A 24,180-nucleotide genomic window follows, 5' to 3' on the forward strand; every position below is an offset into this window, starting at 1 on the left:
CAAGATGTCTACCGGTGCCCTCTTTCTCATGGGCGTTTTCACACTGACCGTGCTGATCGACATGCCGATCGCCTTCGGTCTGGTGGTCGCCTGCCTGGCCTACCTGGCCGTCTACGACGCCGCGCCCATGATGGTCGCGGCCCAGCAATACGTCGCCGGCCTGGACAGCTTCACGCTGCTGGCCATCCCGCTGTTTATCCTCGCCGCCCAGCTCATGAACGGCGCGGGCCTGACCCAGCGCATCGTGCGCCTGTGCGCGGCCATCGTGGGCGACATCAAGGGCGGCCTGGCCGTGGTGGCCGTGCTGGCCTGCCTGATGTTCGGCGCGCTGTCCGGTTCGGGCGTGGCCGACGTGGTGGCCATCGGCAGCCTGCTGCTGCCGGCCATGGCCCGCAGCGGCTACGACAAGGGTTTCAGCTGCGCGCTCATCGGCAGCGCCGGCGCCACCTCGACCATCATCCCGCCCAGCATTGTGCTCATCGTCTACGGCACGATCACCGACACCTCGGTGGGCAAGCTCTTCCTGGCCGGCATCGTTCCGGGCCTGCTCCTGGGCCTGTCGCTGATCGGCGTGGCCATCTGGCAGGCGCGCAAGCACAACTGGGCTGGCGGCCAGCCCTTCAGCTGGGGCGAACTGCGCGCCGCCCTGATCGACGCCATTCCGGCCCTGATGGTGCCGGTGCTCATCATCGGCGGCATCCGCTTCGGCCTTTTCACGGCGACCGAGGCGGCATCCAGCGCCATCGTCTACGCGCTGCTGATCGGTTTCTTCTGGTACCGCACGCTGACGCTGAAGTCGCTCTGGGAAAGCCTGAAGTCCACCGGCGAAGGCAGCGCCTCCATCCTGCTCATCATCGGCGCCTCGGGCCTGTTCGCCTGGGTGCTGATCGCCGAGCAGGTGCCGCAGGCCCTGTCGCAGCTGCTGGTCGACTGGACCGACAGCAAGGTCGCCGTGCTGCTGGTGCTGACCGTGGTGCTGCTGGCGCTGGGCACCTTCATGGAAGCCATTCCGGTCATCATCATCGTGGCTCCCGTGGTCATGCCCGTGCTGGCCCACTACAACATCGATCCGGTGCACTTCGGCATCCTTCTGTCGATCAACATGGCCATCGGCGCCAACACGCCTCCGGTGGGCGTGGACCTCATGGCGGCCTGCAAGATAGGCGGGATCAACATGATGCAGACCCTGCGCCCGCTGTCGTGGATGATGCTGGCCATGACGGCCGTCATGCTGCTGCTGACCTTCGTGCCCGAACTGGTGCTCTTCCTGCCGAGGCATGTGCAATGACGCTGCGTCCCATCGCGCTGCGCCGCAGCTGGATGTTCGTCCCGGGCCTGGATGCCCGGGCCCAACGGGCCGGCCTGGACGGCGGGGCCGACGCCCTGGTGGCCGACCTGGAAGAGTTCACCCGTCCCGAGGACCGGCCGGCGGCCCGGCAGCGCATCGTGGCCCTGATGCGCGAATGCCGCGAGCGCCAGGTGGTCGCCGCGGTGCGCATCAACAAACTCGATGCCGATGGCTTGGCCGACCTGGACGGTGTGATGCCGGGCGCGCCCGACGCCATCTTTCTGCCGCATGCCGAGAGCGCCGCGCAGATCGCCGCGCTGGACGCCGCCATCACGGCGCGCGAACAGGCCCTGGGCCTGCCCGCCGGCCGCACCGAGATCATCCCCACGCTGGAGTCCGCCCTGGGGCTGGTGCGCGCCTACGACATCCTGACGGCCAGCCCGCGCGTCTCGGCCTGCCTGTTGGCCGCCGAAGACCTGAGCGCCAGCCTGGGGGCCGAACGCGCCCCCGACGGCCTGGAGCTGCACGCGGTCCGCGCGCGCTTCCTGGTCGACTGCACGGCGGCGGGCTGCCTGCCCATCGACTGTCCGTTCAACTTCCGCGACGCCCAGGCGCTCGAGGCGGACCTGCGCTGGGCGCGCCGGCTGGGCCTGAAGTCCAAGTGCGCGACCTTCCCCGAGCAAGTGCGCCAGATCCATGCGGTCTTCACGCCGCAGCCCGAAGAAGTCGCCCAGGCGCGCGAACTCGTCGGCCGGCGCGAGGCCGACCTGGCCGCCGGCCTGGTGAGCCCGGTCGATCCCCCCCTCTACAACACGGCGCGGCGCCTGCTCGCGCGCCACGCCGAATTCGAACAATGGGCCAATGCAGCCCAAGGAGTACACGCATGAGCCAGACACTCGTCGAACGCAACGGCGGCCAGATCCTGATGCAGCAGCTGCGCATTCACGGCGCGCGCCGCATTTTCATGATCCCCGGCGAGAGTTATCTGCCCTGCATCGATGCCCTGAATGAACACAAGGACGCCATCGAGCCCATCGTCTGCCGCCAGGAAAGCGGCGCGGCCTATATGGCCGAAGCCTATGGCAAGCTCACCGGCGAGCCGGGCATCTGTTTCGTGACCCGCGGCCCGGGCGCCACCAACGCCAGCATCGGCGTGCACACGGCTTTCCAGGACTCCACGCCCATGATTCTGTTCGTGGGCCAGGTGGGCAACGATTTCTACGAGCGCGAAGCCTTCCAGGAGATCGACTACCGACGCATGTTCGGCCAGATGGCCAAATGGGTGGCCCAGATCGACCGCACCGACCGTATCCCGGAGTTCATCGCCCGCGCCTACGCCGTCGCCACCAGCGGACGGCCCGGCCCCGTGGTGCTGGCCCTGCCCGAAGACACGCTGTGGGGCCGCGCCACCGTGGCCGACATGCCGCGCTACCAGCGCAGCCGCAGCCATCCCGGCGCGGCCGACCTGGCGCGCATGACGGCCCTGTTGGATGTGGCCGAGCGTCCCTTCCTGCTGCTGGGCGGCTCGGGCTGGACCCATACCGCCATCGAACAGATCGCCGGCTTCGCGGAACGCTTCGAGCTGCCCGTGGGCACGGCCTGGCGCCGCCTGGAATGCTTTGACCAGCGCCATGCCAACGCCGCCGGCCACGTAGGCTGGGGCATGACGCCGGCCCTGCGAGAGCGCCTGCGCCAGGCCGACCTGGTGCTGGCCGTGGGCACGCGCATGGGCGAAGCCACCACCGAAGGCTATACGGTCATCGAAAGCCCGATGCCGCGCCAGAAACTCGTCCATGTTTATCCGGATCCCTGCGAGCTGGGCCGCGTCTTCGCGCCCACCCAGGGTATCGTGGCCGACGTGGCGAGCTTTGCCGAAGCCGCCGCTTCGCTGCGTCCGGGCCACCAGGTCTCGCGCGCCGCGCATGTGGTGCAGGCCCGCCAGGACTATCTGGACAGCACCCGCCCGCTGCCGTCGCCCGGCCCCATGAGCCTGGACGAGGCGGCCGCCTGCGTGGATGCGCGGATCCCGGCCGATGCCTGCATTACCGTGGGCGCCGGCAACTACGCCCTTTATCCCCACCGCTACCGCCGCTTCACGGGACCGGGCACCAGCCTGGCCCCCACCGTGGGCTCCATGGGCTACGGCCTGCCCGCGGCCATCTCGGCCAAGCTGGAGAACCCCGGACGCACCGTGATCTGCTACGCCGGCGACGGCTGCTTCCAGATGAATCTCCAGGAGCTGGGCGTGGCGCTGCAGTACCGCGTCGGCATCGTGGTGCTGGTGTTCAACAACGGCATGTGGGGCACGATCCGCGCCCACCAGGAAAGAGACTTCCCGGCCCGCACCATCGCCCTGACTTTCGAGAACCCCGACTTCACCCAGATCATCCGCGGCTACGGCGGCCACGGCGAGGCGGTCGAGCGCAGCGAGGATTTCGCGCCGGCGCTCGAGCGCGCCCTGGCCTTCGCCGACAGCCAGCGCCTGCCCGCGCTGCTGGAGATCCGCTACGACGCCGACGGCATCGCGCCCGGGCAGACGCTCAGCGGCATCCGCGAGGCCGCCCTGGCACGCCAGCAGTAACCCGCATCAGTTAGGAATCGCATCATGACTACCCCTCTTTCCGTCAACGGCAACCGTCTGTGGCAATCGCTCATGGACCTGGCCAGAATCGGCGCCACGCCCAAGGGCGGCAATTGCCGGCTGGCGCTCACCGCGCTGGATGGCCAGGGCCGCGACCTGGTCACCGGCTGGATGCGCGAAGCCGGCCTGAGCGTGCGCGTGGACCAGGTGGGCAATATCTTCGCCCGCCGCGCCGGCCTGGACGACAGTCTGCCGCCGGTCATGACCGGCAGCCATATCGACACCCAGCCTACCGGCGGCAAGTTCGACGGCTGTTATGGCGTGATGGCGGGCCTGGAGGTCATGCGCACCCTCAACGACCACGGCGTGCAGACCCGCGCGCCGCTGGAGGTGGCCATCTGGACCAATGAGGAGGGCTCGCGTTTTCTGCCGGTCATGATGGGTTCCGGCGTGTTCGCGGGCAAATTCCCGCTGGAAACGGCGCTGTCGGCGCGCGACGCCGAAGGCAAGTCGGTGGCCGAGGAATTGCGCGCCATCGGCTATGCGGGCGAGGACCCCGTCGGCGGCCGTCCGGTGGGCGCCTATTTCGAGGCGCACATCGAGCAAGGCCCCATTCTTGAACATGAAGCCAAGACGGTGGGCGTGGTCACCGGCTCGCTGGGCGTACGCTGGTATGACGTCACGGTGACCGGCATGGAAATGCATGCCGGTCCCACGCCCATGCCCATCCGCAAGGATGCGCTGTACGCCGCCAGCTTTCTGCTGCAGACGGTGGTCGAACTGGCGCGCGCCCACGCCCCGCATGGCCGGGGCACCGTAGGCGAGATCCACGCCCATCCGGGCTCGCGCAACGTCATTCCCGGCCAGGTGCGCCTGACGGTCGACCTGCGCCACGAGGACGAAGCCACCCTGGCCGAGATGGACCGGCAGTGGCAGGCCCGCGCCGCCGAGGTGGCGCGCGAACACGGCGTGCAGATCGAGGTGCGCCCGGTGCAATATTTCCCGCCGACGCCCTTCGATCCCGAGCTGGTGAACTGGGTGCGCGAAGGCGCGCAGCGCCGCGGCCTGCCGGCGATGGACATCGTCACCGGCGCCGGCCACGACGCCGTCTACATGGCCGGCGTCACGCCCACGGCCATGATCTTCGTGCCCTGCAAGGATGGCGTGAGCCACAACGAGATCGAGGACGCCAAGCCCGCCGACCTGGAGGCCGGCGCCAACGTCCTGCTCGATGCCATGCTGGCGCGCGCCAACGCCCAGCGTTGAGCGCCCTCCGAGCCCGGGCCGCCACGGCCCGGGGGTCCCAACCCGCCTCTCCCACCGCCATGACTCTGCATGACTCCGCCTACTGGCACGCCCGCGCGGCCAGCCTCTCCATCGTCGGCCAGGCCTACATCGACGGCGCGTATTGCGATGCCGCCGACGGCTCGACCTTCGCCGCGCACAGCCCTATCGATGGGCGCAACCTGGCCGATGTGGCCGCCTGCGGCCAGGCCGATGTCGACCGCGCCGTGGCCGCGGCCCGCCGCAGCTTCGACGCTGGCGTCTGGGCCGGCCTGGCCCCGCGCGAGCGCAAGGCCCGCCTGTTGCGCCTGGCCGCCCTCATCGAGGAAGACAGCGAAACGCTGGCCCTGCTCGAAACCCTGGACATGGGCAAGCCCATCCGCGACGCGCTGCTGTTCGATCTGCCGGAAACCGCGCGCTGCTATGCCTGGTACGGCGAGGCCATCGACAAGCAGTACGACGAGATCGCCCCGACCGGGCCCGACGCCCTGGCCACCATCACCCGCGAACCCCTGGGCGTGGTGGCGGCCGTGGTGCCCTGGAACTACCCCTTGATGATGGCCGCCTGGAAAGTCGCCCCGGCCCTGGCCGCCGGCAATTCCGTGGTGCTCAAGCCGGCCGAACAATCCTCGCTGTCGGCTTTGCGCCTGGCGAGCCTGGCCGAGGCTGCCGGCATCCCCGCGGGCGTCTTCAACGTCGTTCCCGGACTGGGCGCAGTGGCCGGCCAGGCCCTGGGGCGCCATCCCGACGTGGACTGCCTGGCCTTCACGGGCTCCACGGCCACCGGCAAACGTTTCATGGAGTACTCCGGCCAGTCCAATCTCAAGCGGGTCTGGCTGGAGTGCGGCGGCAAGTCGCCCCATATCATCTTCGACGACTGCCCCGACCTGGACCGCGCCGCCCAAGTCGCCGCGCTGGCCATTTTCTCCAACCAGGGCGAGGTCTGCATCGCCGGCTCGCGCCTCTATGTGCAGGCCGGCATCTATGACCGCTTCATGGCGCGCCTGGCCGAGTTCGCCGCCGCCATGCAGCCCGGCGACCCGCTCGACCCGGCAAGCGCCATGGGCGCCATCGTCGACGAGCGCCAGATGCAAGGCATCCTCGCCCGCATCGAGGCCGGCCGCGCCGAAGGCGGCAGGCTGCGCCTGGGCGGCAGGCAGGTCCGCGGCGACACCGGGGGCTATTACATCGAACCCACCATCGTGGAATGCGCCAGCCAGGACAACTCCCTGGTGCGCGAAGAGGTCTTCGGGCCCGTGCTGGCCGTGCAGCGCTTCGAGGACGAAGACGAGGCCATCGCCCTGGCGAACGACTCCGCCTACGGGCTGGGCGCCGGCCTCTGGACCGCCACGCTGTCGCGCGCGCACCGTCTTTCGCGCCGCCTGCGCGCCGGCCTGGTCTGGGTCAATTGCTATGCCGACGGCGACATTTCCGTGCCTTTCGGCGGGGTGAAGCAATCCGGCTTCGGCCGCGACAAATCGCTCCATGCGCTGGATAAGTACACTGATCTGAAGACCACCTGGATCAGCCTGCGCTGAAGTTCCGGGCATCGCGGCCGTTAACCAGGCAGCGCAGGTAAAATGCTGCGCTTCCTTGTCTTCCAAGGTCGACGATGCCCGCTCCCACTTCCCTGCCCACGATATTCCTCTACACCGAAGAGCAACGCGGCAAGCAGCTCGTGGAGTCGGAGGTGGTCGGGATGTTTTCCGATATCTCGGGCGCCGACAAGCTTGTCGTGATCCGCGACCCGCACACCCGCCTGCAATTCGTCTACCGCGTCGAGCACGACAGCAGCAACCTGGACGCGGTCGCCATCACCGAGCTGGATGCCGGCCTGTTCGACGGCAAGCACAGCACCCAGATCAATGCCATGAGCTACCGGCTCGGCAGCCCCGCCTCGGCGCTCAAGCTGCTGCGCGGCAAGACGCAATGGATCCAGGACAAAGGCGCCGTGCTGTCGGTGCTGCTGCAGAATGCGGCCTCCCGCAGCGCCAGTTTCAGCCTGCGCCGCATCCATCGCGACCGCATCGATAAAGTGCCCCCTGGGGTGCCGGTCGAGTACCTGCCCCGCGAGGCGGCCGACCCGCAGGCCGAAGCCCCGTGGCTGGCGCCCGACGGCGATAAGCGCTGACGCGCCCCAGACGTTACACTTCAGCCTAGTTTCGACCCGCCGGCCCCAAGAAGGCCGGCTATCCAGGGTATCCATGTCCATCAAAGACCAGCTCTTCCTCGCCAGCCAATATCTCGCGCCCCATCATCTCGTCTCGCGCGCCATGGGCCTGCTGGCCGACAGCCGCGCGCCCGAGATCAAGAACGCCATGATTTCGCGCTTCGTGCGGCGCTATCGGGTCGACATGAGCGAAGCCCTGGTCGAGGATCCGCGGGCCTACGCCAGCTTCAATGATTTCTTCACCCGGGCCCTGAAGCCCGACGCCCGGCCGCTGGACGACGACGAAAGCAATATCGTCTCGCCGGCCGATGGTGCCATCAGCCAGCTGGGCCCCATCCAGGCCGGCCGGATCTTCCAGGCCAAGGGGCACAGCTTCGGCCTGAGCGCCTTGCTGGGCGGCGACGCCGAGCGCGCCGCTCCCTTCGAGGGCGGCGACTTCGCCACCATCTACCTCTCGCCGCGCGATTACCACCGCGTGCACATGCCGGTCACGGGCACCCTGCGCGAAATGATCCACATCCCGGGCCGGCTGTTCTCCGTCAATCCGCTGACCGCCAGCCATGTGCCGGAATTGTTCGCCCGCAATGAACGGGTCGCCTGCATCTTCGATACCGAGTACGGCCCCATGGCCCTGGTCCTCGTCGGCGCCATGATTGTCGCCTCCATCGAGACCGTGTGGGCCGGCCTGGTCACGCCGCACAAGCGCCAGGTGCGCAGCCTGCGCTATGACAGCCAGGCCCGCCAGCCCATCACCCTGGCGCGCGGCGCCGAAATGGGCCGCTTCAAGCTGGGGTCGACCGTCATCGTGCTGTTCGGGCCGCGCCGCATCCGCTGGCTGGACACGCCATCGGTGCGCGGCCCCATCCGCATGGGCGAGACGCTGGCCCTGCCTGCAAGCAGCAGCGCCGACATTCTCGCCGTTTGAGCGACTTTCCATAAAGCGAACAAATCTTTCCAGATTTATTCGCTTTCTGCCACGTATGGGTCCTGGTAGATTGCCGGTCTTTGGCGCCCCCGCGCCTGCCCGGAGTCCCGATGTCCCTGCCCCGCGCCCTCAAGTCCATCCTATGCCTGGATGATTTCGAACAGGCGGCCCGCCGCCGCCTGCCACGGCCGATATTCGGCTATATCGCCGGCGCGGCCGAGAACAATCTCTCGCGCGACGATAACCGCGCCGCCTTTGCCGAACTGGGCTTCGTGCCCCGCGTGCTGCGCAAGGTATCCGAGCGCGACCAGGGCGTCGAGCTCTTCGGCACCCGCTACGCGGCGCCTTTCGGCATCGCGCCCATGGGCATCAGCGCCTTGTCGGCCTACCGTGGCGACATCGTGCTGGCCAGCGCGGCGCGCCAGGCCGGCATTGCCGCCATCATGAGCGCCACCTCTCTCATACGCCTCGAAGAAGTGGCCCAGGCCGCGCCGGGCACCTGGTTCCAGGCTTATCTGCCTGGGGACGTCGAGCGCATCGACGCGCTGGTCGACCGGGTCGCCGCCGCGGGCTATCGCCAACTGGTGCTCACCGTGGACATCCCGGTATCGGCCAATCGCGAGAACAACGTCCGCACCGGCTTTTCCACGCCGCTCAAGCCCAGCCTGCGCCTGGCCTGGGATGGCATGATCCGCCCACGCTGGACGGCCGGCGTTTTTCTGCGCACCCTGGCCCGCCACGGCATGCCGCATTTTGAGAACTCCTTCGCCACGCGCGGCGCCCCCATCATGTCGGCCAGCGTGCTGCGCGACTTCAGCGCCCGCGACCACCTCAATTGGGAGCATGTGGCGCGCATCCGCGCCCGCTGGCAGGGGCAGCTGATCATCAAGGGCATCATGCATCCGGCCGACGCCGCCCTGGCGCGCGAGCACGGCGCCGACGGCATCATCGTCTCGAACCACGGCGGGCGCCAGCTCGATGGTACGGTCTCGCCGCTGCGCGTGCTGCCCGATGTGGCGCGCGCGGCGGCCGGCATGGTGGTGATGATGGACAGCGGCATCCGCCGCGGCACCGATGTGCTCAAGGCGCTGGCCCTGGGGGCGCATTTCGTCTTTGTCGGCCGTCCGTTCAACTACGCGGCCGCCGTCGGCGGCCAGGCCGGCGTGGCCCATGCCATCCGGCTGCTGCGCGAGGAAGTCGACCGCGACATGGCCATGCTGGGCATCCTGTCGCCCGCCGACATGAAGCCCTCGCTGCTGGCCGCGCGCGCCGCTCCCGCGATGCCGTCTATTCCCAGGGAAAACGGATGAGGTCGCCGTACAGGCGCTTGAGCGTGCTCTTGACTTCGGGCGACTGCTGGTAGATGGCAATGAACTTCAAGAGCCGCGGGTCCTGGGCCTTTTGCGGCGTGGTCACCCAGCGGATGGCATAACGCTTGATCGTGTCGGCATCGGTGTTGTCAAAAGCCAGGCCGTCTTTCTCGTCGATGCCGGCATGCTTGGCAAAAGTGGTGTAGGTGACCGAGGCCGTGACATCGTCGAAAGTGCGCGCCGACTGCGAGCCCTCCACCTGCACCAGCTTGATGCCGCGCGGGTTGTCGACCACATCCTGCAAGGTTGCGCGGTGGCCTGCGCCCGGCTTGAGCTTGATCAGGCCGATGCGGTCGAGCAGCAGCAAGGCGCGGCCGGTATTGACCGGGTCATTGGGCACGGCAATGGTCGCGCCTTGCGGAATCGCATCGCCGCGCTTGAGCTTCTTGGAAAACAGCCCGATGGTGGTCGAATAACCATAGGCGATGGCCGTGAGCTGCGTGCCCCGGCTCTGGTTGAACAACTGCAGAAACGGCTCGTGCTGGAAGAAATTGGCGTCGATGGAGCCATCGGCCACGGCGATATTGGGCAGCACCCAGTCGCTGAACTCGACCAGCTTGACCTCCAGCCCCTGGTCGGCGGCTTGCCGGATGGCGATTTCGGTCGCCTCGTTGGCCACGCTGGCGATCACGCCGATGCGCAAGGGCTGCGCCTGCGCGGCTCCCAGCAAGCCCGACAAGACCAGAAGGCCCCATCCCCATAGCCAGGCCCGCAAGCCGCCCATTCCGCCTTGATTCATGTCTTATCCCGCCCCTGGCTGGGCCACACATGTGGCCGATGGCGCCATTGTGCCCCAGGCGCGGCCGCCGGCCCGCCTTGCCCCTGGCCGTTCCGAGGCTTTTGCGCCCCCGCGCGCGGCGCCCTCATGCCGGGCGAGGCCCCAGCCGCGGGTCATAGATGAATTTTTCGCAGCGCGCCACGCGGATCGCGCCGGCGTCGGCATGCCGGGGATTGATCAGCACATTGCCATCGGGCAGCCCCTGGTGCGGCAGGATGGCGCTGGGCAAGGCCAGCAGGGCCGATTTGCCGGCCCGCACCCATTCGTCGCCGATGCGCTGCGAGGCCTCGGCAAACGGCACCGCATCCCAGAAAGGATGCTGGCGCCGCAACTGCGCCACCGTCAAGGTCTGGCGCGCTTCGTATACGGACAGCGGCACATGCAGTTCGACCAAGTAGCGGTTGGCGTGCTCGCTGGCCTTCACGCCGAGATGGACCAGCGTCTCAAGCACGGCCAGGGCCACGCTGCTGCTGCAGTAGACAACGGCGGTGCCGGCGCTGTTGTACCGCCCGCCCACGGCGGCCGCGCCCGCGCCGCTCAGGTCGTCGGCGCGATACTTGCCCACGGTGGCCGCAATCCGCCACAGCGAGATCATGCTCAAGCCAGGACTCCGGCCGCCGACCGGGCCAGCGCGTCTTCCACCATGCGGCTGCCGGCATCGGAGGTCAGCAGCGACAGCGGGCGCACATTGCCCAGCGCGGGCACCGGCGTATTGAGCCACTGCACGGCGTCCTCGGCGCTGCCCAGCAATTGGCGCGCCAGGCGCGTCACGCGCGCCACCCGCGCCAGGCGATCCGATTCGCCCATGGGCAAGGGCTGGCCCTCGCGGCTCCAGCGCGACAAGGAGGCCGGCTTGACCTCGGTGATGGCCATGATCTCGGCCTTGCTGACCTGCAGGAAATCCGCGGCATCGTCGACCAGCCGCGGCGACAGGCCACGGCCCACCTCGCGGGCCAGGTCGGGCAAGGCCGAATCGACCAGGGCGAGAAAGGTCTTGGGCGAGCTCCGGCCGGCGCGGCGGCGGGCAGGCTGTTCCGTACTGCTGGCAAGGGCGACCGACATAGGCGTTCTCCGGCGTGAAGCGGGCGGATCCCGGCGGGTTGATTCCAATTGGGATCTATTTTATACCAAATGGAATGCGGCGGCCACGCTCAGCGCTTGCCGCGCCAGGCGTCGATGATGCGGCGGTCGCGCTTGGTGGGCCGGCCGTCGACGATGTCGCGGGCGGGTTCCGGCGCCAGGCGGCGCATTTCGGCGGCACGTTCGCGCGCGGCCTGGCTTGCGGGCGTCTCTTCGTACAACAGCCGCGCCACCGGCGCCGGCCCGCGCACCGCGCTCACGCCCCGCACCCAGACCTCGATGCCGGGATCTTCCTTGCGTACTCGGACCCGGTCGCCCGGCGCCACCTCGCGCGCCGGCTTGGCGAGCTGATCATTGACCAGCACGCGGCCGCGCCCGATTTCCTCGGCCGCCAGGCTGCGCGTCTTGTAAAAGCGCGCCGCCCATAGCCATTTGTCCAATCTCAGCTTCTCGGTCACACTGCTATCCTTGCACACAAGCATCCTATGATAGCCCCACCGTCGCGGCCCGCCGCCACTGCAACACCCGAGGATTCCATGCCCGACCGCCCCTTCGTCATTCTCGCCGCCCTCAATATGATCATCGCCGTGGGCGCGGGCGCATTCGGAGCGCACGGCCTGAAGCGGGTGCTCGATCCGGAAATGCTCGCGGTCTGGCAGACCGGCGTGCTCTATCACCTGATCCATGCGCTGGGCCTGCTGGCCGTGGCCTGGCTGGCCACGCGCTACAGCTCGGGCCTGCTGCCGCTGGCCGGCTGGCTGATGTTCGCCGGCATTGTGCTCTTCAGCGGCAGCCTCTATCTGCTGGCCGGCACCGGCACCCGCATCCTGGGCGCCATCACGCCGCTGGGCGGCGTGGCTTTTCTGCTGTCCTGGGCATTGATCGCCTGGGCCGTCTGGCGCCATCCCCAATAACGCCATGGCCGCCTCACCCTCCCAGGCGCCCGGCCAGGGCGCGGGCCCGCTGGCGGGCATTGCCTGCGTCGTGGCGGGGATTTTCTGCCTCACCCTGAGCGATGCCCAGGCCAAGTGGCTGGGCGCCCACTATGCACCCATCCAGATCCTCTTCCTGCGCGCGCTGATCGCCACGCCGGTCGTGCTGCTGCTGGCGGCCGGCCTGGGCGGGCGGCGCAGCCTGCGCACCCGCCATCCCGGCATCCATCTCCTGCGGGGCGCGATCAATATCCTGTCGGCCAGCTGCTTCTACCTGGGGCTGAGCTATCTGCCCCTGGCCGAAAACACCGCCATCGCCTTTGCCGCGCCACTGTTCGTCACCGCGCTGTCGGTGTTCTTCCTGAAAGAAAAAGTCGATGGCCGGCGCTGGCTGGCCGTGGCCGCGGGCTTTGCCGGCGTGCTGGTGATCGTGCGCCCGGGCTCGGCGAGCTTCCAGCTGGCCGCCCTGCTGCCACTGGTCACCGCCCTGCTCTACGCCGTCATGATGATCACGGCGCGCGCCATCGGCAAGGGCGAAGGCATGCTGACCACCATGTTCTATATCGTGGTGGGCCAGCTTGTATCCAGCGCCGTGCTCGTCCCCTGGTTCTGGGATACGCCGCGGCTGGCGGACCTGCCGCTGTTTGCCGGCGTGGCCCTGTTCAGCACGCTCGGCCTGACGCTCATCACCCAGGGCTTTCGCATCGGCCCGGCCTCCGTGGTCGCGCCCTTTGATTACACCGGCCTGCTGTGGGCGACGCTGCTGGGCTGGCTGATCTGGAACGAAAGACCCGATGTCTCGGCCACCGTCGGCGCCTTGTTCATCGCCGGCAGCGGCCTGTACATCGCCTGGCGCGAAACCGGCAGGCGCCGCCGCGCCTGATCACTCCAAGGGCCGGTCGAAATGCCGGGCGAGCACCCCGGCCACCACCGGGGACTCGGCCGCGCGCAGAGCCGCCGCATGGATCCGGGGGCATTCGGTCTCGAACCAGGCCCGCCCCGGATACCAGTGGGTCATCACCGCCACATACAGATCCAGCACCGAGTAGCGGCGGCCCAGCACATGGGGCTCGCCGGTCTGCGACTCGAACTCGCGCCAGAGCTGCTCGCGCCGCTGGCGCACGGTCTGGCGCAGGCGCTGCGCCCCCGGGCCCGCCGTCGTCCAGTTCTCCGGGATATCGGAATAGGTGAACGTCGGGTAGATAGACGACACCAGCCGGATCAGCAGATTCCAGCAACGCGCGCGCTCTTGTCCCTTGGGCGGGATCAGGCCGGCCGCCGGCGCGATATCGTTCAGGTGCAGCATGATGGCCGCGCTCTCGGTCATCACCTGTCCATCGGGCAGGACCAGCGTGGGCACCTGCCCGGAGGTGTTCAGGCCGAGGAGCCGGTCGCGGCCCGGGCCTGGCTTGAGATAAGGCAGGTCGGTCAGGCGATACGGGATATTGGCCTGTTCCAGCGCCATCTCCACAATGGCCGAGCCGCAGCCGCGCGAACCTATCAATTCCATATCGCTCATTTCGCCTCTCCCGGCGTCACACGCAGCAATGCGCCCTGGGGCGCATCGGTCAGCACATAGACGGCGCCATCGGGTCCCACCCGCACATCGCGGATGCGCGCGCCGCGGTCCTTGAGCAGACGCTCTTCGGCCACCACCTTGTCGCCCTCCAGGGTCAGCCGGATCAGCGCCTGGTCCGCCAACGCGCCGATAAAGAGCGAGTGCTTCCATTGAGGATAGGCCTGGGCATCATAGAAGGCCATGCCGGAGACGGCCGGCGATTTTTCCCACCAGTAAAGCGGCTCCGCCCCGCCCGCCAGCTTCGTTCCCTTGGCCTCGGGAATCTTGAGCCCCGAATAATTGATGCCATGGGTGGCCAGGGGCCAGCCATAGTTGGCGCCGCGCTGGATGATATTGACCTCGTCGCCACCGCGCGGGCCGTGCTCGTGCTCCCAGAGCGCGCCGCTCCAGGGATTGAAGGCCAGGCCCTGGGGATTGCGATGCCCATATGACCAGATCTCCGGCCGGACCCGTTTGTCGCCATGGAAAGGATTGTCCCCGGGCACCGTGCCGTCAGCCCGCAGGCGCACGATCTTGCCCTGCAGCTTGTCCAGATCCTGCGCGGTGGGCCGGTCGTTGTTCTCGCCCAGGGACACGAAGAGATAGCCCTGCCGGTCGAAGGCCAGGCGCGCACCATAATGCTGTCCGCGCGACAGCTTGGGCACTTGGCGGAAGATGACGGTAAAGTCCGCCAGCGTCGTGCCGTCCTCGGACAGGCGCCCTCGGCCCACGGCGGTGCCGCTCTTACCATCGCCGGCCTCGGCATAGGCCAGGTAGACCAGCCGGTCCTGGGCGAAACCGGGCGACAGCGCCACATCGAGCAGCCCGCCCTGACTCTCGGCATGGACCTTGGGCAGCCCCGGGATAGGCGGCGACAGGCGGCCGCCGCGCCACAGGCGCAGGCTGCCGGGTCTTTCCGTGATCAGCGCCGAGCCGTCCGGCAGGAAGGCCAGGGCCCAGGGGTGGGACAGGCCGCTTGCGACCTCGCTGACCTGGACAGCCGCCGGCGCCGGACGGGGAGCCGCCTGGACCGGCCCCAGGGATAGAAAGCCGATCGCCAGGGCGATCCGCCGCGACCAATGACACAACATGGGACCTCCCCGCGACAGGTGTCGAATGCGTGCGAACACGCCGTCTCCATCGGGCGTACCATACGCGCTGGACAAGATACGTCCTCTTTTGGGAGACCACGCTCAATGAAACTGTACTACATGCCCGGCGCCTGCTCGCTGGCCGACCACATCGTCCTCGAATGGATCGGCAAACCCTACGAGACGCACATGCTCAGCCGCGAAGCCCTCAAGGGCCCCGAGTTCCTGAAGATCAATCCGCTGGGCGCGGTGCCCGCGCTCGTCGACGGCGACCTGGTGCTCACCCAGAACACCGCCATTCTGGAATACCTGGCCGAGTCGGCCCCGCAGGCTGGCCTGATGGGCGACGGCAGCGCGGCCGCACGCGCCGAGACACGCCGTTGGCTGGGCCTGATCAACTCTGATCTGCACAAGACCTTCTCGCTGGTCTTCGGCGCCCAACGCTACATCGAAGACGAAGCCGGGCAGAATGCGCTGCGCGCCAGCGCCGCCCGGCAGTTGCGCGTGCTCTTCGGCGTCATCAACGACCGGCTCGGCGGCCGCCCCTTCCTGACCGGCGCCCGCCCCGGCATTGCCGATGCCTACCTCTATGTCGTGCTGCGCTGGGCGCATGCCAAGTCCATCGACCTGAGCGGCTATGATGAGCTGGCCGCCTTCTTCAAGCGCATGGAAGCCGACCCCAAGGTCCAGGCCGCGCTCAAGGCGGAAGGCCTGGCCTGACCGCCAGGCGCCGGCGGGCGGGCCGGGCGGCTTGCCCCCCTTGAACCCCGGCGCGGCCCCCCGCGCCTCGCGGAGCGCGGCATGAGCTATGAACTCTGGTATTGGAGCGACATCCCCGGGCGGGGCGAATTCGTGCGACTGGCCCTGGAAGCCGGCCACATCCCCTACCGCGACTGCGCCCGCGAGCCGGAGGTCGGCAGCAAGGGCTTGATCGAGGACATGCTGCGCACCCGCCAGCATCCGCCCTTCGCCCCGCCGTATCTGGTGGCCGACGGCATGACCCTGGGCCAGACCGCCAATATCCTTTATTTTCTGGGCGAGCGCCACGGCCTGGCGCCGGCCGATCTCGCCGGCCGCCTCTGGGTCAACCAATTACAGCTGACCATCGCCGACGCCGTGGCCGAGGCCCATGACGTCCACCATCCCATCGCCGCCAGCCTGTATTACGAAGACCAGCAGACCGAAGCCCTGCGGCGCGCGGCCTATTTCCGCAAGGAAAGAATCCCCAAGTACCTGGCCTATTTCGAGCGCGCCCTGTCCGGCAGCGACGCCTGGCTGGCCGGCGGCGAGCGCTGGAGCTATGTCGACCTGTCCCTCTATCACCTGGTCTTTGGCCTGCTCTACGCCTTCCCGCATCGGATGGCGATGATCGCGCGCGACTATCCGCGCGTCATGGCCCTGCACGACCGGGTGGCCAACCTGCCCGAACTGCAAGCCTACCTCACCAGCCAGCGGCGTCTGGCCATGGGCGCGGACCTCTTTCGCCACTATGCGGAGCTGGACGACGGGCCATCAGGCGACAACCTAGGGTAAACCCTGGAAAAATAAAAAACTCCGCAGTATCATTGAGCGGTAGTTTTGATCGGCAGAGCCCGTCCCTAATTATCTCAATGGGCCAGCCGACCTGGCCGGCTGTCCTGGGCAGCCGTTACAAGGCAGGCGATACGCCTGCCTGGCTTTACCGCTTTGTCATGAACCACTCCGCTTCTTGTTACTTGGGCATACTCGGGGGCATGGGCCCTCTTGCGGGCGCCGCATTCGCCATGCGCCTGGCGGCCCTGACCCCGGCCAGCTTCGATCAGCAGCACATCCCCACCCTGCTCTTGAACGACCCCCGCATCCCGGACCGCAGCACGGCCCGGCTATACGGCGGCGCCGACCCCTGGCCGGCGATGCTGCGCGGCATCCGCATGCTCAACGAAGCCGGCGCGCGCCTGATCGCCGTGCCCTGCAATACCGCCCACCTCTGGTACGAACAGATGGCCCAGGCCTCCGAGTGCGAGGTGCTGCACATCATCGAGGCCGTCGCAGAAGACCTGCGCCGCCAGGGCATCACGCGCGGCCGCATCGGCCTGATGGGCACGGCCGCCACCCTGGGGCTGGGCCTGTACCAGCAGACCCTGGAAAAGCACGGCTATACCTGCATCGTCCCGACCGAAGAAGAGATCGACACGCTCTGCATGAGCTCGATACGCGCGGTCAAGGGCAACCAGCTGGAGGAATCCTTCGCGCCAGCGGCCGAGTGCATCAACCGGCTGCGCATGCGCGGCGCCGACGCCGTCGTGCTGGGCTGCACCGAGCTGCCCCTGGCCGTGCCGCATGTGCTGCGCAAAAGCCTGGGCATCCCCCTGACCGACTCCATCGATGCCCTGGCCCAGGCGGCCATCGCCCACTACCAGGCGCATCATCTCGCGGCCGACACCCTGCCGGCCTGATCCGCGCCGCCAAAAAAAACCCGCGCCAGGGGCGCGGGCTTCGGCCGCCGGGGAGACTCAGCCCCCCAGATAGGCCTTGCGCACCTCGTCGTTGATCAGCAGGTTGGCCCCTGTGTCATGCAGCACCACGCGGCCGTTCTCCAGCACATAGCCGCGGTCGGCCACCTGCAAGGCCTTATTGGCATTCTGCTCGACCAGGAAGACCGTGACGCCTTCGTCGCGAATGGTGCGGATGATCTCGAAGATCTGCGCGATGATGAGCGGCGCCAGGCCCAGCGTCGGCTCGTCGAGCAGCAACAGCCGCGGACGGGTCATCAGCGCCCGGCCGATGGCCAGCATCTGCTGCTCGCCGCCGGACATGGTGCCGGCACGCTGCGCGGCCCGCTCCTTCAGGCGCGGGAAGAGCTTGAACACATGCTCCAGCCCCGCCTCGATGTCGGCGCGCTTGGCGAAAAAGCCGCCCATCATCAGGTTTTCCGTGACGGTCAGGTCCTTGAAGACCCGGCGCCCCTCGGGCGAAATGGCGATGCCACTGCGCATGATGGTGTGCGTGGGCTCCTGGGTGATGTCGCGGCCCTCGAAGGTGATGCGGCCTTCCCGGGCGCGCGGATCGCCGCAGACCGTCATCAGCAAAGTGGTCTTGCCCGCGCCATTGGCGCCGATGAGCGTGACGATCTCGCCCTTGTTGACCTCCACCGACACGTTGTTCAGCGCCTGGATGGCCCCGTAATAGGTATGGATGTTTTCCAGCTTGAGCATTTATTCTTCCCCCAGGTAGGCCTTGATGACGCGCGGATCGTTGCGCACCTCGTCGGGGGTGCCCGTGGTGATGGGCTTGCCGTGCTCCATGACCAGAATGCGGTCGGAAATACCCATGATCAGGCTCATATCGTGCTCGATCAACAGCACGGCCACGCCGAACTCCCGGCGCAGCTGATCGATCAGGTGCTGCAAGTCGCGCTTTTCCTGGGGATTCAGGCCGGCGGCCGGCTCGTCCAGCATCAGCAGCCGCGGCTTGGTGATCATGCAGCGCGCGATCTCCAGCCGGCGCTGGTGGCCATAGGCCAGGTTGCCGGCTTCGCGATTGGCCAGCTCGCGCAGACCCATGAAGTCCAGCCATTGCGCCGCGCGCGACAGCGCGTCGGCCTCGGCCTGGCGATAGGACTTCAGTTTCAGCAGCCCGGGCAGCAGGCGGGACTCCACCTGGGTATGCTGCGCCACAAGCAGGTTTTCCAGCACGGTCAGCTGCTTGAACAGCCGCACGTTCTGGAAGGTGCGCACCAGGCCGTGGCGCGCCACCTTGTGGCTGGGCAGGCCGGTGATGGACTTGCCGTCCATCACGATATCGCCGGCGCTGGGCTTGTAGAAGCCGCCAACGCAATTGAACACCGTGGTCTTGCCGGCCCCGTTGGGACCGATGATCGCGAAGACCTCGTCGCGCTTGACCTCGAAGGCTACGCTGTCGACGGCCAGCAGGCCCCCGAAGCGCATGGTCAGGCCGGAGACTTTCAGCAGGGTTTCACTCATTTGCCCAGCTCCACGTGAGGACGCTTCATGGGCAACAACCCCTGCGGACGCCACATCATCATCAACACCATCACAAGGCCGAACATCAGCATGCGGTATTCGGCGAATTCGCGCGCCAGCTCCGGCAGCACCGTCAGCAGGATGGCGGCCAGGATGACGCCGATCTGCGAACCCATGCCGCCCAGCACCACGATGGCCAGGATCAAGGCCGACTCGATGAAGGTGAAGGACTCCGGATTGACCATGCCCTGGCGGGCGGCGAAGAAGGCGCCGCCGAAACCGGCGAACATGGCGCCCAGCGTAAAGGCCGAGAGCTTGATGCGCGTCGGGTTCAGGCCCAGCGAGCGGCAGGCGATCTCGTCTTCGCGCAAAGCCTCCCAGGCGCGACCCACCGGCATGCGGATCAGGCGGCTGGACACGAACAGGGTGACCAGGGCCAGCGCGAGCGCCATCAGGTAGAGATAGATCACCAGATGCTGGTTCTGGAACGTGAGGCCGAAGAACTGATGGAAGGTCTCGGCCCCTTCCTGGCTGGCGCGGCGCGTGAGCTCCAGGCCCAGGAAGCTGGGCTTGGGTATGCCCGAAATACCATCGGGCCCGCCGGTCAGCGACGTCAGATTGATGAGCAGCAGGCGGATGATCTCGCCAAAGCCAAGGGTCACGATGGCGAGATAGTCGCCGCGCAGGCGCAGCACCGGAAAACCCAGCACGAAGCCGAACAGCGCCGCCATGGCCCCCGAGAAAGGCAGCGCCTCCCAGAAGCTCCAGCCGCCCCAGTGATACAGCAAGGCATAGGTGTAGGCCCCTACCGCGTAAAAGCCGACGAAGCCCAGGTCGAGCAGGCCGGCAAAGCCCACCACGATGTTCAGGCCCAGGCCCAGCATGACGTAGATCAGCACCAGGGTCGCGATGTCGACCGAACTGCGGCCGGCGAAAAACGGCCAGATCACCGCCGCCAGCAAGACCAGCACGAACAGCCACTTGCGCCCGCCCGCCGTCGGCGCGGCCGGCAGCGTGGGCAGCTCCGTCTTCAGGCGCTGGAAGGGCTTGGCCAGCCAGGGCCGCAGCAGTTGGAAAATGAAGACCACGGCGGCGGCCAGCGCCACCAGGTCCCAGCGGGACTCCATGGTGGTCCGCGCGCCCTGGCGGATGAGTTGCAGTCCGAAGACCGGCGTGACGATCACGGCCGTGAGCACGGCCGCCATGGTGGCGTTTTTGAGCGAATGATTAGCCATCAGACTTTCTCAACCTCAGGTTTACCGAGCAGTCCGGTGGGACGGAACAGCAGGATCAGCACGAGCAGCGCGAAGGCGACGATGTCCTTGTACTGCGAGGAGATATAGGCCGCGGCGAACGTCTCGGCAAGACCCAGCAGCACACCGCCCAGCATGGCGCCGGGGATGCTGCCGATGCCGCCGAGCACGGCGGCCGTGAAGGCCTTGATGCCGGCCAGAAAGCCGATGAAGGGGTTGAGCTTGCCGATGGTGATGGCGATGAGCACACCGCCCACGGCGGCCAGGCCGGCGCCCAGCACGAAGGTAAAGGAAATGACCCGGTTGGTGTCGATGCCCAGCAGGTTGGCCATGTGCATGTCCTGCGAGCAGGCGCGCGAGGCCCGGCCCATGCGCGAATACTTGATGAACAGCGTGAGCGCGACCATCAGCGCCACGGTCACCAGGATGATCATCACGCGGGAATAAGGCACGGTCACGTCGAAATCGGAACCCATGTGGAACTGCATCGCCCCGGACACCAGCGAAGGCACGGCCATGTCGCGCGCGCCCTGGCCCAGGGCCACCCAGTTCTGCAGGAAGATGGACATACCGATGGCGGAGATCAGGGCCACCAGCCGCGGGCTGCTGCGCACCGGCCGGTAGGCCACGCGCTCGACGCTGAAGCCGTAGACGCAGGTCACCACGATGGAGACGACCAGCATGGCCGCGATGATGAAAGGCAGCGGCATGCCGCTATTGGTGCCGATGGCGGTCAGGGTGACCAGGCCCACGTAGGCGCCGATCATATAGATCTCGCCGTGGGCGAAGTTGATCATGCCGATGATGCCGTAGACCATTGTGTAGCCAATGGCGATCAGGGCATAGATCGCGCCCAGGGACAGCCCGTTGAAGAACTGCTGGGTCAGCTGGGGGATAAGATCATGCATGTTGCGAATGCTCCAAATAGTTCCGGCTCCGGTAGTGTCACCCGGAGCCGGAAACCTTGGCTCAGCGTAGGGTGCTGGCGGATAGCCAGGCCCGCGGAGTGTTTACAGCTGGGTCTTCTTGCCGTTCTTGTCCCACTTGAAGACCGCGAACTCAAAGTCCTTCAGGTCGCCCTTGGCGTCATACTCGACTTTGCCGATGGCGGTATTGAAGGTCGTCTTGTGCAGGTAGTCGGCCACCTTGGCGGGGTCCTCGCCCACCGCGGTGATGCTGTCGGCCAGCAGCTGCACGGCGGCATAGGCCGGCATCTGGAAGGCGCCGTCCGGATCGCGCTTGGCGTCCTTGAAGGCCTTCACGATGCCTTCGTTGCCGGGCAGCTTGGTGAAGTCGGAGGGCAGCGTCACCAGCAGGCCTTCGATGGCCGGGCCGGCGATGGCGACCAGATCCTGGTTGGCCGTGCCTTCCGGACCCATGTACTGGACGTTCAGGCCTTGCTCGCGCGACTGGCGCAGCAGCAGCCCGAGCTCGGGGTGGTAGCCGCCGAAGTAGACGAAATCCACGCCGGCCGATTTCAGCTTCGTGATGATAGCCGAGTAATCGCTGTCGCCGACGTTGATGCCTTCGAACAGGGCGACGTTGACCTTCTCTTTCTCGAGGGTGGCCTTGACCTGGTTGGCCACGCCCGAGCCGTAGGTCTGCTTGTCATGCAGCACGGCGACCTTCTTGGGCTTGATGGTGTTGGCGATGTAGCGCGCCGCGAACGGGCCCTGCTGGTCATCGCGGCCAATCGTGCGGAAGAAATAGTGCGGCTTGATCGTGTCGGTCACCAGGGGCGAGGTCGCGCCCGGCGTGATGGCGACGATGCCTTCCTGTTCGTAGACATTGACGGCCGGCACGGTCACGCCCGAGCAGGCATGGGCCACGGCGAACTTGGCGCCGGAGTTGACCACGCGGTTGGCGGCCGGCACGGCCTGCTTGGGCTCGCAGCCGTCATCGATCAGGATGGGTTCGAGTTTCTTGCCCTTGACGCCACCTTTGGCGTTGATGGTTTCGATGGCGGTCAGCGCGCCGGCCTGGATTTGGTCGCCATATTGGGTATTGGGACCGGTCATGGGCTGGGGAATACCGATCTTGATGGTATCGGCGGCGTGCACGGCGCCGGCCAGGGCCAGAGCGCCAATCGCGACGGCTAGCGGGGTAAAGCGTTGCGACAACTTCATGCAGATTCTCCCGGCAAGAGTATTGGAGCGGACTTATTAGTAGGTAGGCGAAACATTGTTATTCCGCAAAGCCTTGCTTACACCGCGCTGTAATTAAACGACAGCGCTCGATGTCGCGGGTATTCTGAAAGCAAGCCCCAAGGGTGTCACTGCGTGTAATCCCCAATATTGCGCGCGCCAAGCCAATGCGGGACAGATAGCCGCAATAACCGGCCAGTTGACAGCCGTAAGCCTCATGTAAGCGCAAAAACCCACCGCGGGAATCCGCGGTTTTTTTAGGCGAAATTGACCCGCTTTTATTATGTATTGACGCCTGTTCGGCACAGCGCCGGGCCCGGCGCCTATCCTAGCGGGTCTGGGGAACCGGACGCGCCAGGTTCCACATGAGGGCGCGAAACGGCGCCAGCATGCTGATATTGACCGCAAGCTTGATGGCCAGGTCGCCCAGCATCCAGGTCAGCCAGGGCGTGCCGGTCGCGGCAAAGGCCACGCTGAAGAAAATCGCGGTATCGGCCACCGCGCCGATCACCCCGGAGACCAGGGGCGCGCGCCACCAGCGCTGGTCGCGCAGGCGGTCAAACACCTGGATGTCGATCAGCTGGGCACAGATATAGGCCAGGCCCGAGGCCAGGGCGATACGCGGCGAGGCGACCCAGACCGACACCAGCAGCGCCGCCGCAAAACCGAACCAGGCCACGCGCCGGGCCGCCGCCGGGCCGAAGCGCCGGTTCAGCACGTCGGTGACCAGGAAGGCCACCGGATAGGACAAGCCGCCCCAGGTCAGCCAGTCATTCAGGGGCACCTGGACCAGGATGTTGGAGCCCACCACCACGGCGCCCATGCAGAAGACCGCGACCAGGAATTGATAGCCGCGCATGGTCTCGAAACGCCTCACTTGCCGAACTCCTCGGCCAGCTGGCGCGATCGCTGCGCGGCGGCCCGGACGGCGCGCTCGACCATGCCGCGCATGTCGGCCGTTTCGAAGACTTGCAGCGCCGCGGCGGTCGTGCCGCCCTTGGACGTCACGCGCTCGCGCAGCACCGACGGCGGCTCGCTGGCCTCGGCCGCCAGGCGGGTTGCCCCCGCAAACGTCCCCAGGGCGAGCTGGCGGGCCTGCTCGGCGCTCAGCCCCACCGCCTGGCCGGCGGCGATCAGGGACTCGAGAAAGAGAAAGACATAGGCCGGACCGCTGCCGGACAGCGCCGTCACCGCGTCCAGCGCGGCGTCGTCCTCCACCCAGACGACCTGGCCCACCGCCGAGAGCAGGGTCTCGGCCAGTTGGCGGTCCTGGGCGCTCACGCCGTCCAGCGCGGCCATGCCCGTCATCCCCTGCCCGACCAGGGCCGGCGTATTGGGCATGCAGCGCACCAGGCGGCGCCAAGGCAGGTCGGCCTGCCCCAGCCAGCCGGCCAGGGTGTCGGCGCGCAGGCCGGCCGCCACGCTGATGACCAGCGTGTCGGGCTCCAGCCAGGGGCGCGCGGCCTGGACGACTTCGCGCATGACCTGCGGCTTGACCGCGAAGATCCAGACGCGGCAGCGCGACAGCGCCGCGTCGGGCGCGGCGGCGGCGGTCATGCCCCGCGCGAGCCAGCCCGCATGGGCCTGGACATTGATGTCCACCACATGAATGTTGCGGGCAGGACACACTTTGTCGGCCAAGCCGAAGGCCAGGGCGGAGGCCATATTGCCGCCGCCGATAAAGGCGATAGAGAGAGGGTTTTCCATGGCACGCCATTGTAAACCGGCCGGGCCGGATGCAGAATGCAGCATGCTCCGCGCCCA

The 24,180-nt window shown here is 67.5% G+C and carries 26 protein-coding genes; 13 read left to right on the forward strand and 13 right to left on the reverse strand.

Going from position 1 to position 24,180, the window contains the following annotated elements; translation table 11 throughout:
- Positions 1 to 4 precede the first annotated feature (4 nt).
- The 8 genes from AXA74_RS16345 to AXA74_RS16380 all read left to right on the forward strand — a co-directional run bounded on the left by AXA74_RS16345 (position 5) and on the right by AXA74_RS16380 (position 9,558).
- Positions 5 to 1,288: a TRAP transporter large permease gene (locus tag AXA74_RS16345; protein ID WP_029580879.1), complete on the forward strand. Its 1,284-nt coding sequence runs from the start codon at positions 5 to 7 to the stop codon at positions 1,286 to 1,288.
- Entirely contained in the window at positions 1,285 to 2,175 is an 891-nt protein-coding gene (locus tag AXA74_RS16350; protein WP_032962707.1) for an HpcH/HpaI aldolase/citrate lyase family protein, read from the forward strand. Before AXA74_RS16345 ends, AXA74_RS16350 begins: the two co-directional genes overlap by 4 nt.
- Entirely contained in the window at positions 2,172 to 3,869 is a 1,698-nt protein-coding gene (locus AXA74_RS16355; RefSeq protein ID WP_032956041.1) for a thiamine pyrophosphate-binding protein, read from the forward strand. The genes AXA74_RS16350 and AXA74_RS16355 overlap by 4 nt, the downstream gene beginning before the upstream one ends.
- A gap of 24 nt (positions 3,870 to 3,893) precedes the next feature.
- Positions 3,894 to 5,135, forward strand: a complete 1,242-nt coding sequence (locus tag AXA74_RS16360; RefSeq protein ID WP_032978469.1) for a Zn-dependent hydrolase — start codon at positions 3,894 to 3,896, stop codon at positions 5,133 to 5,135.
- A gap of 59 nt (positions 5,136 to 5,194) precedes the next feature.
- Positions 5,195 to 6,691: an aldehyde dehydrogenase gene (locus AXA74_RS16365; protein ID WP_032978465.1), complete on the forward strand. Its 1,497-nt coding sequence runs from the start codon at positions 5,195 to 5,197 to the stop codon at positions 6,689 to 6,691.
- A 74-nt stretch (positions 6,692 to 6,765) separates the two neighbouring features.
- The gene (locus AXA74_RS16370) at positions 6,766 to 7,284 is read left to right on the forward strand and encodes a hypothetical protein (protein ID WP_032962710.1); all 519 of its coding nucleotides are present in this window, start codon (positions 6,766 to 6,768) and stop codon (positions 7,282 to 7,284) included.
- Between the two features lie 73 nt (positions 7,285 to 7,357).
- Complete coding sequence (gene asd, locus AXA74_RS16375; protein ID WP_029580873.1) at positions 7,358 to 8,248, forward strand: archaetidylserine decarboxylase; 891 nt, start codon at positions 7,358 to 7,360, stop codon at positions 8,246 to 8,248.
- A 110-nt stretch (positions 8,249 to 8,358) separates the two neighbouring features.
- Positions 8,359 to 9,558: an alpha-hydroxy acid oxidase gene (locus AXA74_RS16380; protein ID WP_029580872.1), complete on the forward strand. Its 1,200-nt coding sequence runs from the start codon at positions 8,359 to 8,361 to the stop codon at positions 9,556 to 9,558.
- Here AXA74_RS16380 and AXA74_RS16385 read toward each other — a convergent pair.
- The 4 genes from AXA74_RS16385 to AXA74_RS16400 form a co-directional block, all read right to left on the reverse strand.
- Positions 9,536 to 10,342: a MetQ/NlpA family ABC transporter substrate-binding protein gene (locus AXA74_RS16385; protein WP_048940091.1), complete on the reverse strand. Its 807-nt coding sequence runs from the start codon at positions 10,340 to 10,342 to the stop codon at positions 9,536 to 9,538. The two genes, AXA74_RS16380 and AXA74_RS16385, sit on opposite strands and share 23 nt — an antisense overlap.
- A gap of 139 nt (positions 10,343 to 10,481) precedes the next feature.
- Positions 10,482 to 10,997, reverse strand: coding sequence for an RES family NAD+ phosphorylase (locus tag AXA74_RS16390; protein WP_029580870.1), 516 nt, complete (start codon positions 10,995 to 10,997; stop codon positions 10,482 to 10,484).
- The gene (gene parS, locus AXA74_RS16395; protein ID WP_032962712.1) at positions 10,994 to 11,458 is read right to left on the reverse strand and encodes a type II RES/Xre toxin-antitoxin system antitoxin; all 465 of its coding nucleotides are present in this window, start codon (positions 11,456 to 11,458) and stop codon (positions 10,994 to 10,996) included. Before parS ends, AXA74_RS16390 begins: the two co-directional genes overlap by 4 nt.
- 89 nt (positions 11,459 to 11,547) lie before the next feature.
- Positions 11,548 to 11,958: an RNA-binding S4 domain-containing protein gene (locus AXA74_RS16400; protein ID WP_032962716.1), complete on the reverse strand. Its 411-nt coding sequence runs from the start codon at positions 11,956 to 11,958 to the stop codon at positions 11,548 to 11,550.
- Between the two features lie 54 nt (positions 11,959 to 12,012).
- On the opposite strand from AXA74_RS16400, the gene AXA74_RS16405 reads away from it, so the two are divergent.
- Both AXA74_RS16405 and AXA74_RS16410 read left to right on the forward strand, forming a co-directional pair.
- Positions 12,013 to 12,390, forward strand: a complete 378-nt coding sequence (locus AXA74_RS16405) for a DUF423 domain-containing protein (RefSeq protein WP_029580867.1) — start codon at positions 12,013 to 12,015, stop codon at positions 12,388 to 12,390.
- A 4-nt stretch (positions 12,391 to 12,394) separates the two neighbouring features.
- Entirely contained in the window at positions 12,395 to 13,291 is an 897-nt protein-coding gene (locus tag AXA74_RS16410; protein ID WP_029580866.1) for a DMT family transporter, read from the forward strand.
- Here AXA74_RS16410 and AXA74_RS16415 read toward each other — a convergent pair whose 3' ends face one another.
- Together AXA74_RS16415 and AXA74_RS16420 are read right to left on the reverse strand one after the other, a co-directional pair.
- Complete coding sequence (locus AXA74_RS16415; protein ID WP_032978461.1) at positions 13,292 to 13,927, reverse strand: glutathione S-transferase family protein; 636 nt, start codon at positions 13,925 to 13,927, stop codon at positions 13,292 to 13,294.
- Positions 13,924 to 15,057, reverse strand: a complete 1,134-nt coding sequence (locus AXA74_RS16420; protein WP_032962719.1) for a PQQ-dependent sugar dehydrogenase — start codon at positions 15,055 to 15,057, stop codon at positions 13,924 to 13,926. The genes AXA74_RS16415 and AXA74_RS16420 overlap by 4 nt, the downstream gene beginning before the upstream one ends.
- A 105-nt stretch (positions 15,058 to 15,162) precedes the next feature.
- Between AXA74_RS16420 and AXA74_RS16425 the strand changes: the two genes are divergently transcribed.
- From AXA74_RS16425 to cuyB, 3 genes are all read left to right on the forward strand, one after another.
- Entirely contained in the window at positions 15,163 to 15,777 is a 615-nt protein-coding gene (locus tag AXA74_RS16425) for a glutathione S-transferase family protein (RefSeq protein WP_032978458.1), read from the forward strand.
- An 81-nt stretch (positions 15,778 to 15,858) separates the two neighbouring features.
- Complete coding sequence (locus AXA74_RS16430; protein WP_029580862.1) at positions 15,859 to 16,590, forward strand: glutathione S-transferase; 732 nt, start codon at positions 15,859 to 15,861, stop codon at positions 16,588 to 16,590.
- A gap of 158 nt (positions 16,591 to 16,748) precedes the next feature.
- Complete coding sequence (cuyB, locus tag AXA74_RS16435; protein WP_029580861.1) at positions 16,749 to 17,492, forward strand: cysteate racemase; 744 nt, start codon at positions 16,749 to 16,751, stop codon at positions 17,490 to 17,492.
- Positions 17,493 to 17,549: 57 nt separating this feature from the next.
- On the opposite strand, the gene AXA74_RS16440 is transcribed toward cuyB, so the two are convergent.
- The 7 genes from AXA74_RS16440 to proC form a co-directional block, all read right to left on the reverse strand.
- A complete protein-coding gene (locus tag AXA74_RS16440) occupies positions 17,550 to 18,251 on the reverse strand; it encodes an ABC transporter ATP-binding protein (protein ID WP_029580860.1) in 702 nt (233 codons plus the stop codon).
- On the reverse strand, positions 18,252 to 19,019 hold the full coding sequence (gene livG, locus AXA74_RS16445) for a high-affinity branched-chain amino acid ABC transporter ATP-binding protein LivG (RefSeq protein ID WP_029580859.1): 768 nt from the start codon (positions 19,017 to 19,019) through the stop codon (positions 18,252 to 18,254).
- On the reverse strand, positions 19,016 to 20,254 hold the full coding sequence (locus AXA74_RS16450) for a high-affinity branched-chain amino acid ABC transporter permease LivM (protein WP_029580858.1): 1,239 nt from the start codon (positions 20,252 to 20,254) through the stop codon (positions 19,016 to 19,018). Before AXA74_RS16450 ends, livG begins: the two co-directional genes overlap by 4 nt.
- Complete coding sequence (gene livH / locus AXA74_RS16455; protein WP_029580857.1) at positions 20,254 to 21,180, reverse strand: high-affinity branched-chain amino acid ABC transporter permease LivH; 927 nt, start codon at positions 21,178 to 21,180, stop codon at positions 20,254 to 20,256. The genes AXA74_RS16450 and livH overlap by 1 nt, the downstream gene beginning before the upstream one ends.
- 102 nt (positions 21,181 to 21,282) lie before the next feature.
- Positions 21,283 to 22,398: a branched-chain amino acid ABC transporter substrate-binding protein gene (locus AXA74_RS16460; RefSeq protein ID WP_029580856.1), complete on the reverse strand. Its 1,116-nt coding sequence runs from the start codon at positions 22,396 to 22,398 to the stop codon at positions 21,283 to 21,285.
- A gap of 346 nt (positions 22,399 to 22,744) precedes the next feature.
- Positions 22,745 to 23,275 (reverse strand): queuosine precursor transporter, encoded by a 531-nt coding sequence (locus AXA74_RS16465; RefSeq protein WP_095075250.1) that lies wholly within the window; start codon positions 23,273 to 23,275, stop codon positions 22,745 to 22,747.
- Positions 23,276 to 23,289: 14 nt separating this feature from the next.
- Positions 23,290 to 24,123, reverse strand: coding sequence for a pyrroline-5-carboxylate reductase (proC, locus tag AXA74_RS16470; RefSeq protein WP_032978455.1), 834 nt, complete (start codon positions 24,121 to 24,123; stop codon positions 23,290 to 23,292).
- Positions 24,124 to 24,180 lie beyond the last annotated feature (57 nt).

The organism is Bordetella hinzii LMG 13501 (assembly GCF_001548475.1).
In the GTDB taxonomy this organism is placed as follows: Bacteria; Pseudomonadota; Gammaproteobacteria; order Burkholderiales; family Burkholderiaceae_B; genus Bordetella; species Bordetella hinzii.

Coding starts and splice junctions, on each gene's coding strand:
- AXA74_RS16360 (WP_032978469.1), top strand. CDS start 3,894: ATGACTACCCCTCTTTCCGTCAACGGCAACCGTCTGTGGCAATCGCTC.
- parS (WP_032962712.1), bottom strand. CDS start 11,458: ATGTCGGTCGCCCTTGCCAGCAGTACGGAACAGCCTGCCCGCCGCCGC.
- AXA74_RS16365 (WP_032978465.1), top strand. CDS start 5,195: ATGACTCTGCATGACTCCGCCTACTGGCACGCCCGCGCGGCCAGCCTC.
- proC (WP_032978455.1), bottom strand. CDS start 24,123: ATGGAAAACCCTCTCTCTATCGCCTTTATCGGCGGCGGCAATATGGCC.
- asd (WP_029580873.1), top strand. CDS start 7,358: ATGTCCATCAAAGACCAGCTCTTCCTCGCCAGCCAATATCTCGCGCCC.
- livH (WP_029580857.1), bottom strand. CDS start 21,180: ATGCATGATCTTATCCCCCAGCTGACCCAGCAGTTCTTCAACGGGCTG.
- AXA74_RS16410 (WP_029580866.1), top strand. CDS start 12,395: ATGGCCGCCTCACCCTCCCAGGCGCCCGGCCAGGGCGCGGGCCCGCTG.
- AXA74_RS16460 (WP_029580856.1), bottom strand. CDS start 22,398: ATGAAGTTGTCGCAACGCTTTACCCCGCTAGCCGTCGCGATTGGCGCT.
- AXA74_RS16440 (WP_029580860.1), bottom strand. CDS start 18,251: ATGCTCAAGCTGGAAAACATCCATACCTATTACGGGGCCATCCAGGCG.
- AXA74_RS16380 (WP_029580872.1), top strand. CDS start 8,359: ATGTCCCTGCCCCGCGCCCTCAAGTCCATCCTATGCCTGGATGATTTC.
- AXA74_RS16355 (WP_032956041.1), top strand. CDS start 2,172: ATGAGCCAGACACTCGTCGAACGCAACGGCGGCCAGATCCTGATGCAG.
- AXA74_RS16465 (WP_095075250.1), bottom strand. CDS start 23,275: ATGCGCGGCTATCAATTCCTGGTCGCGGTCTTCTGCATGGGCGCCGTG.
- AXA74_RS16405 (WP_029580867.1), top strand. CDS start 12,013: ATGCCCGACCGCCCCTTCGTCATTCTCGCCGCCCTCAATATGATCATC.
- AXA74_RS16450 (WP_029580858.1), bottom strand. CDS start 20,254: ATGGCTAATCATTCGCTCAAAAACGCCACCATGGCGGCCGTGCTCACG.
- cuyB (WP_029580861.1), top strand. CDS start 16,749: ATGAACCACTCCGCTTCTTGTTACTTGGGCATACTCGGGGGCATGGGC.
- AXA74_RS16425 (WP_032978458.1), top strand. CDS start 15,163: ATGAAACTGTACTACATGCCCGGCGCCTGCTCGCTGGCCGACCACATC.
- AXA74_RS16415 (WP_032978461.1), bottom strand. CDS start 13,927: ATGAGCGATATGGAATTGATAGGTTCGCGCGGCTGCGGCTCGGCCATT.
- AXA74_RS16430 (WP_029580862.1), top strand. CDS start 15,859: ATGAGCTATGAACTCTGGTATTGGAGCGACATCCCCGGGCGGGGCGAA.
- AXA74_RS16350 (WP_032962707.1), top strand. CDS start 1,285: ATGACGCTGCGTCCCATCGCGCTGCGCCGCAGCTGGATGTTCGTCCCG.
- livG (WP_029580859.1), bottom strand. CDS start 19,019: ATGAGTGAAACCCTGCTGAAAGTCTCCGGCCTGACCATGCGCTTCGGG.
- AXA74_RS16400 (WP_032962716.1), bottom strand. CDS start 11,958: ATGCTTGTGTGCAAGGATAGCAGTGTGACCGAGAAGCTGAGATTGGAC.
- AXA74_RS16385 (WP_048940091.1), bottom strand. CDS start 10,342: ATGGGCGGCTTGCGGGCCTGGCTATGGGGATGGGGCCTTCTGGTCTTG.
- AXA74_RS16370 (WP_032962710.1), top strand. CDS start 6,766: ATGCCCGCTCCCACTTCCCTGCCCACGATATTCCTCTACACCGAAGAG.
- AXA74_RS16420 (WP_032962719.1), bottom strand. CDS start 15,057: ATGTTGTGTCATTGGTCGCGGCGGATCGCCCTGGCGATCGGCTTTCTA.
- AXA74_RS16345 (WP_029580879.1), top strand. CDS start 5: ATGTCTACCGGTGCCCTCTTTCTCATGGGCGTTTTCACACTGACCGTG.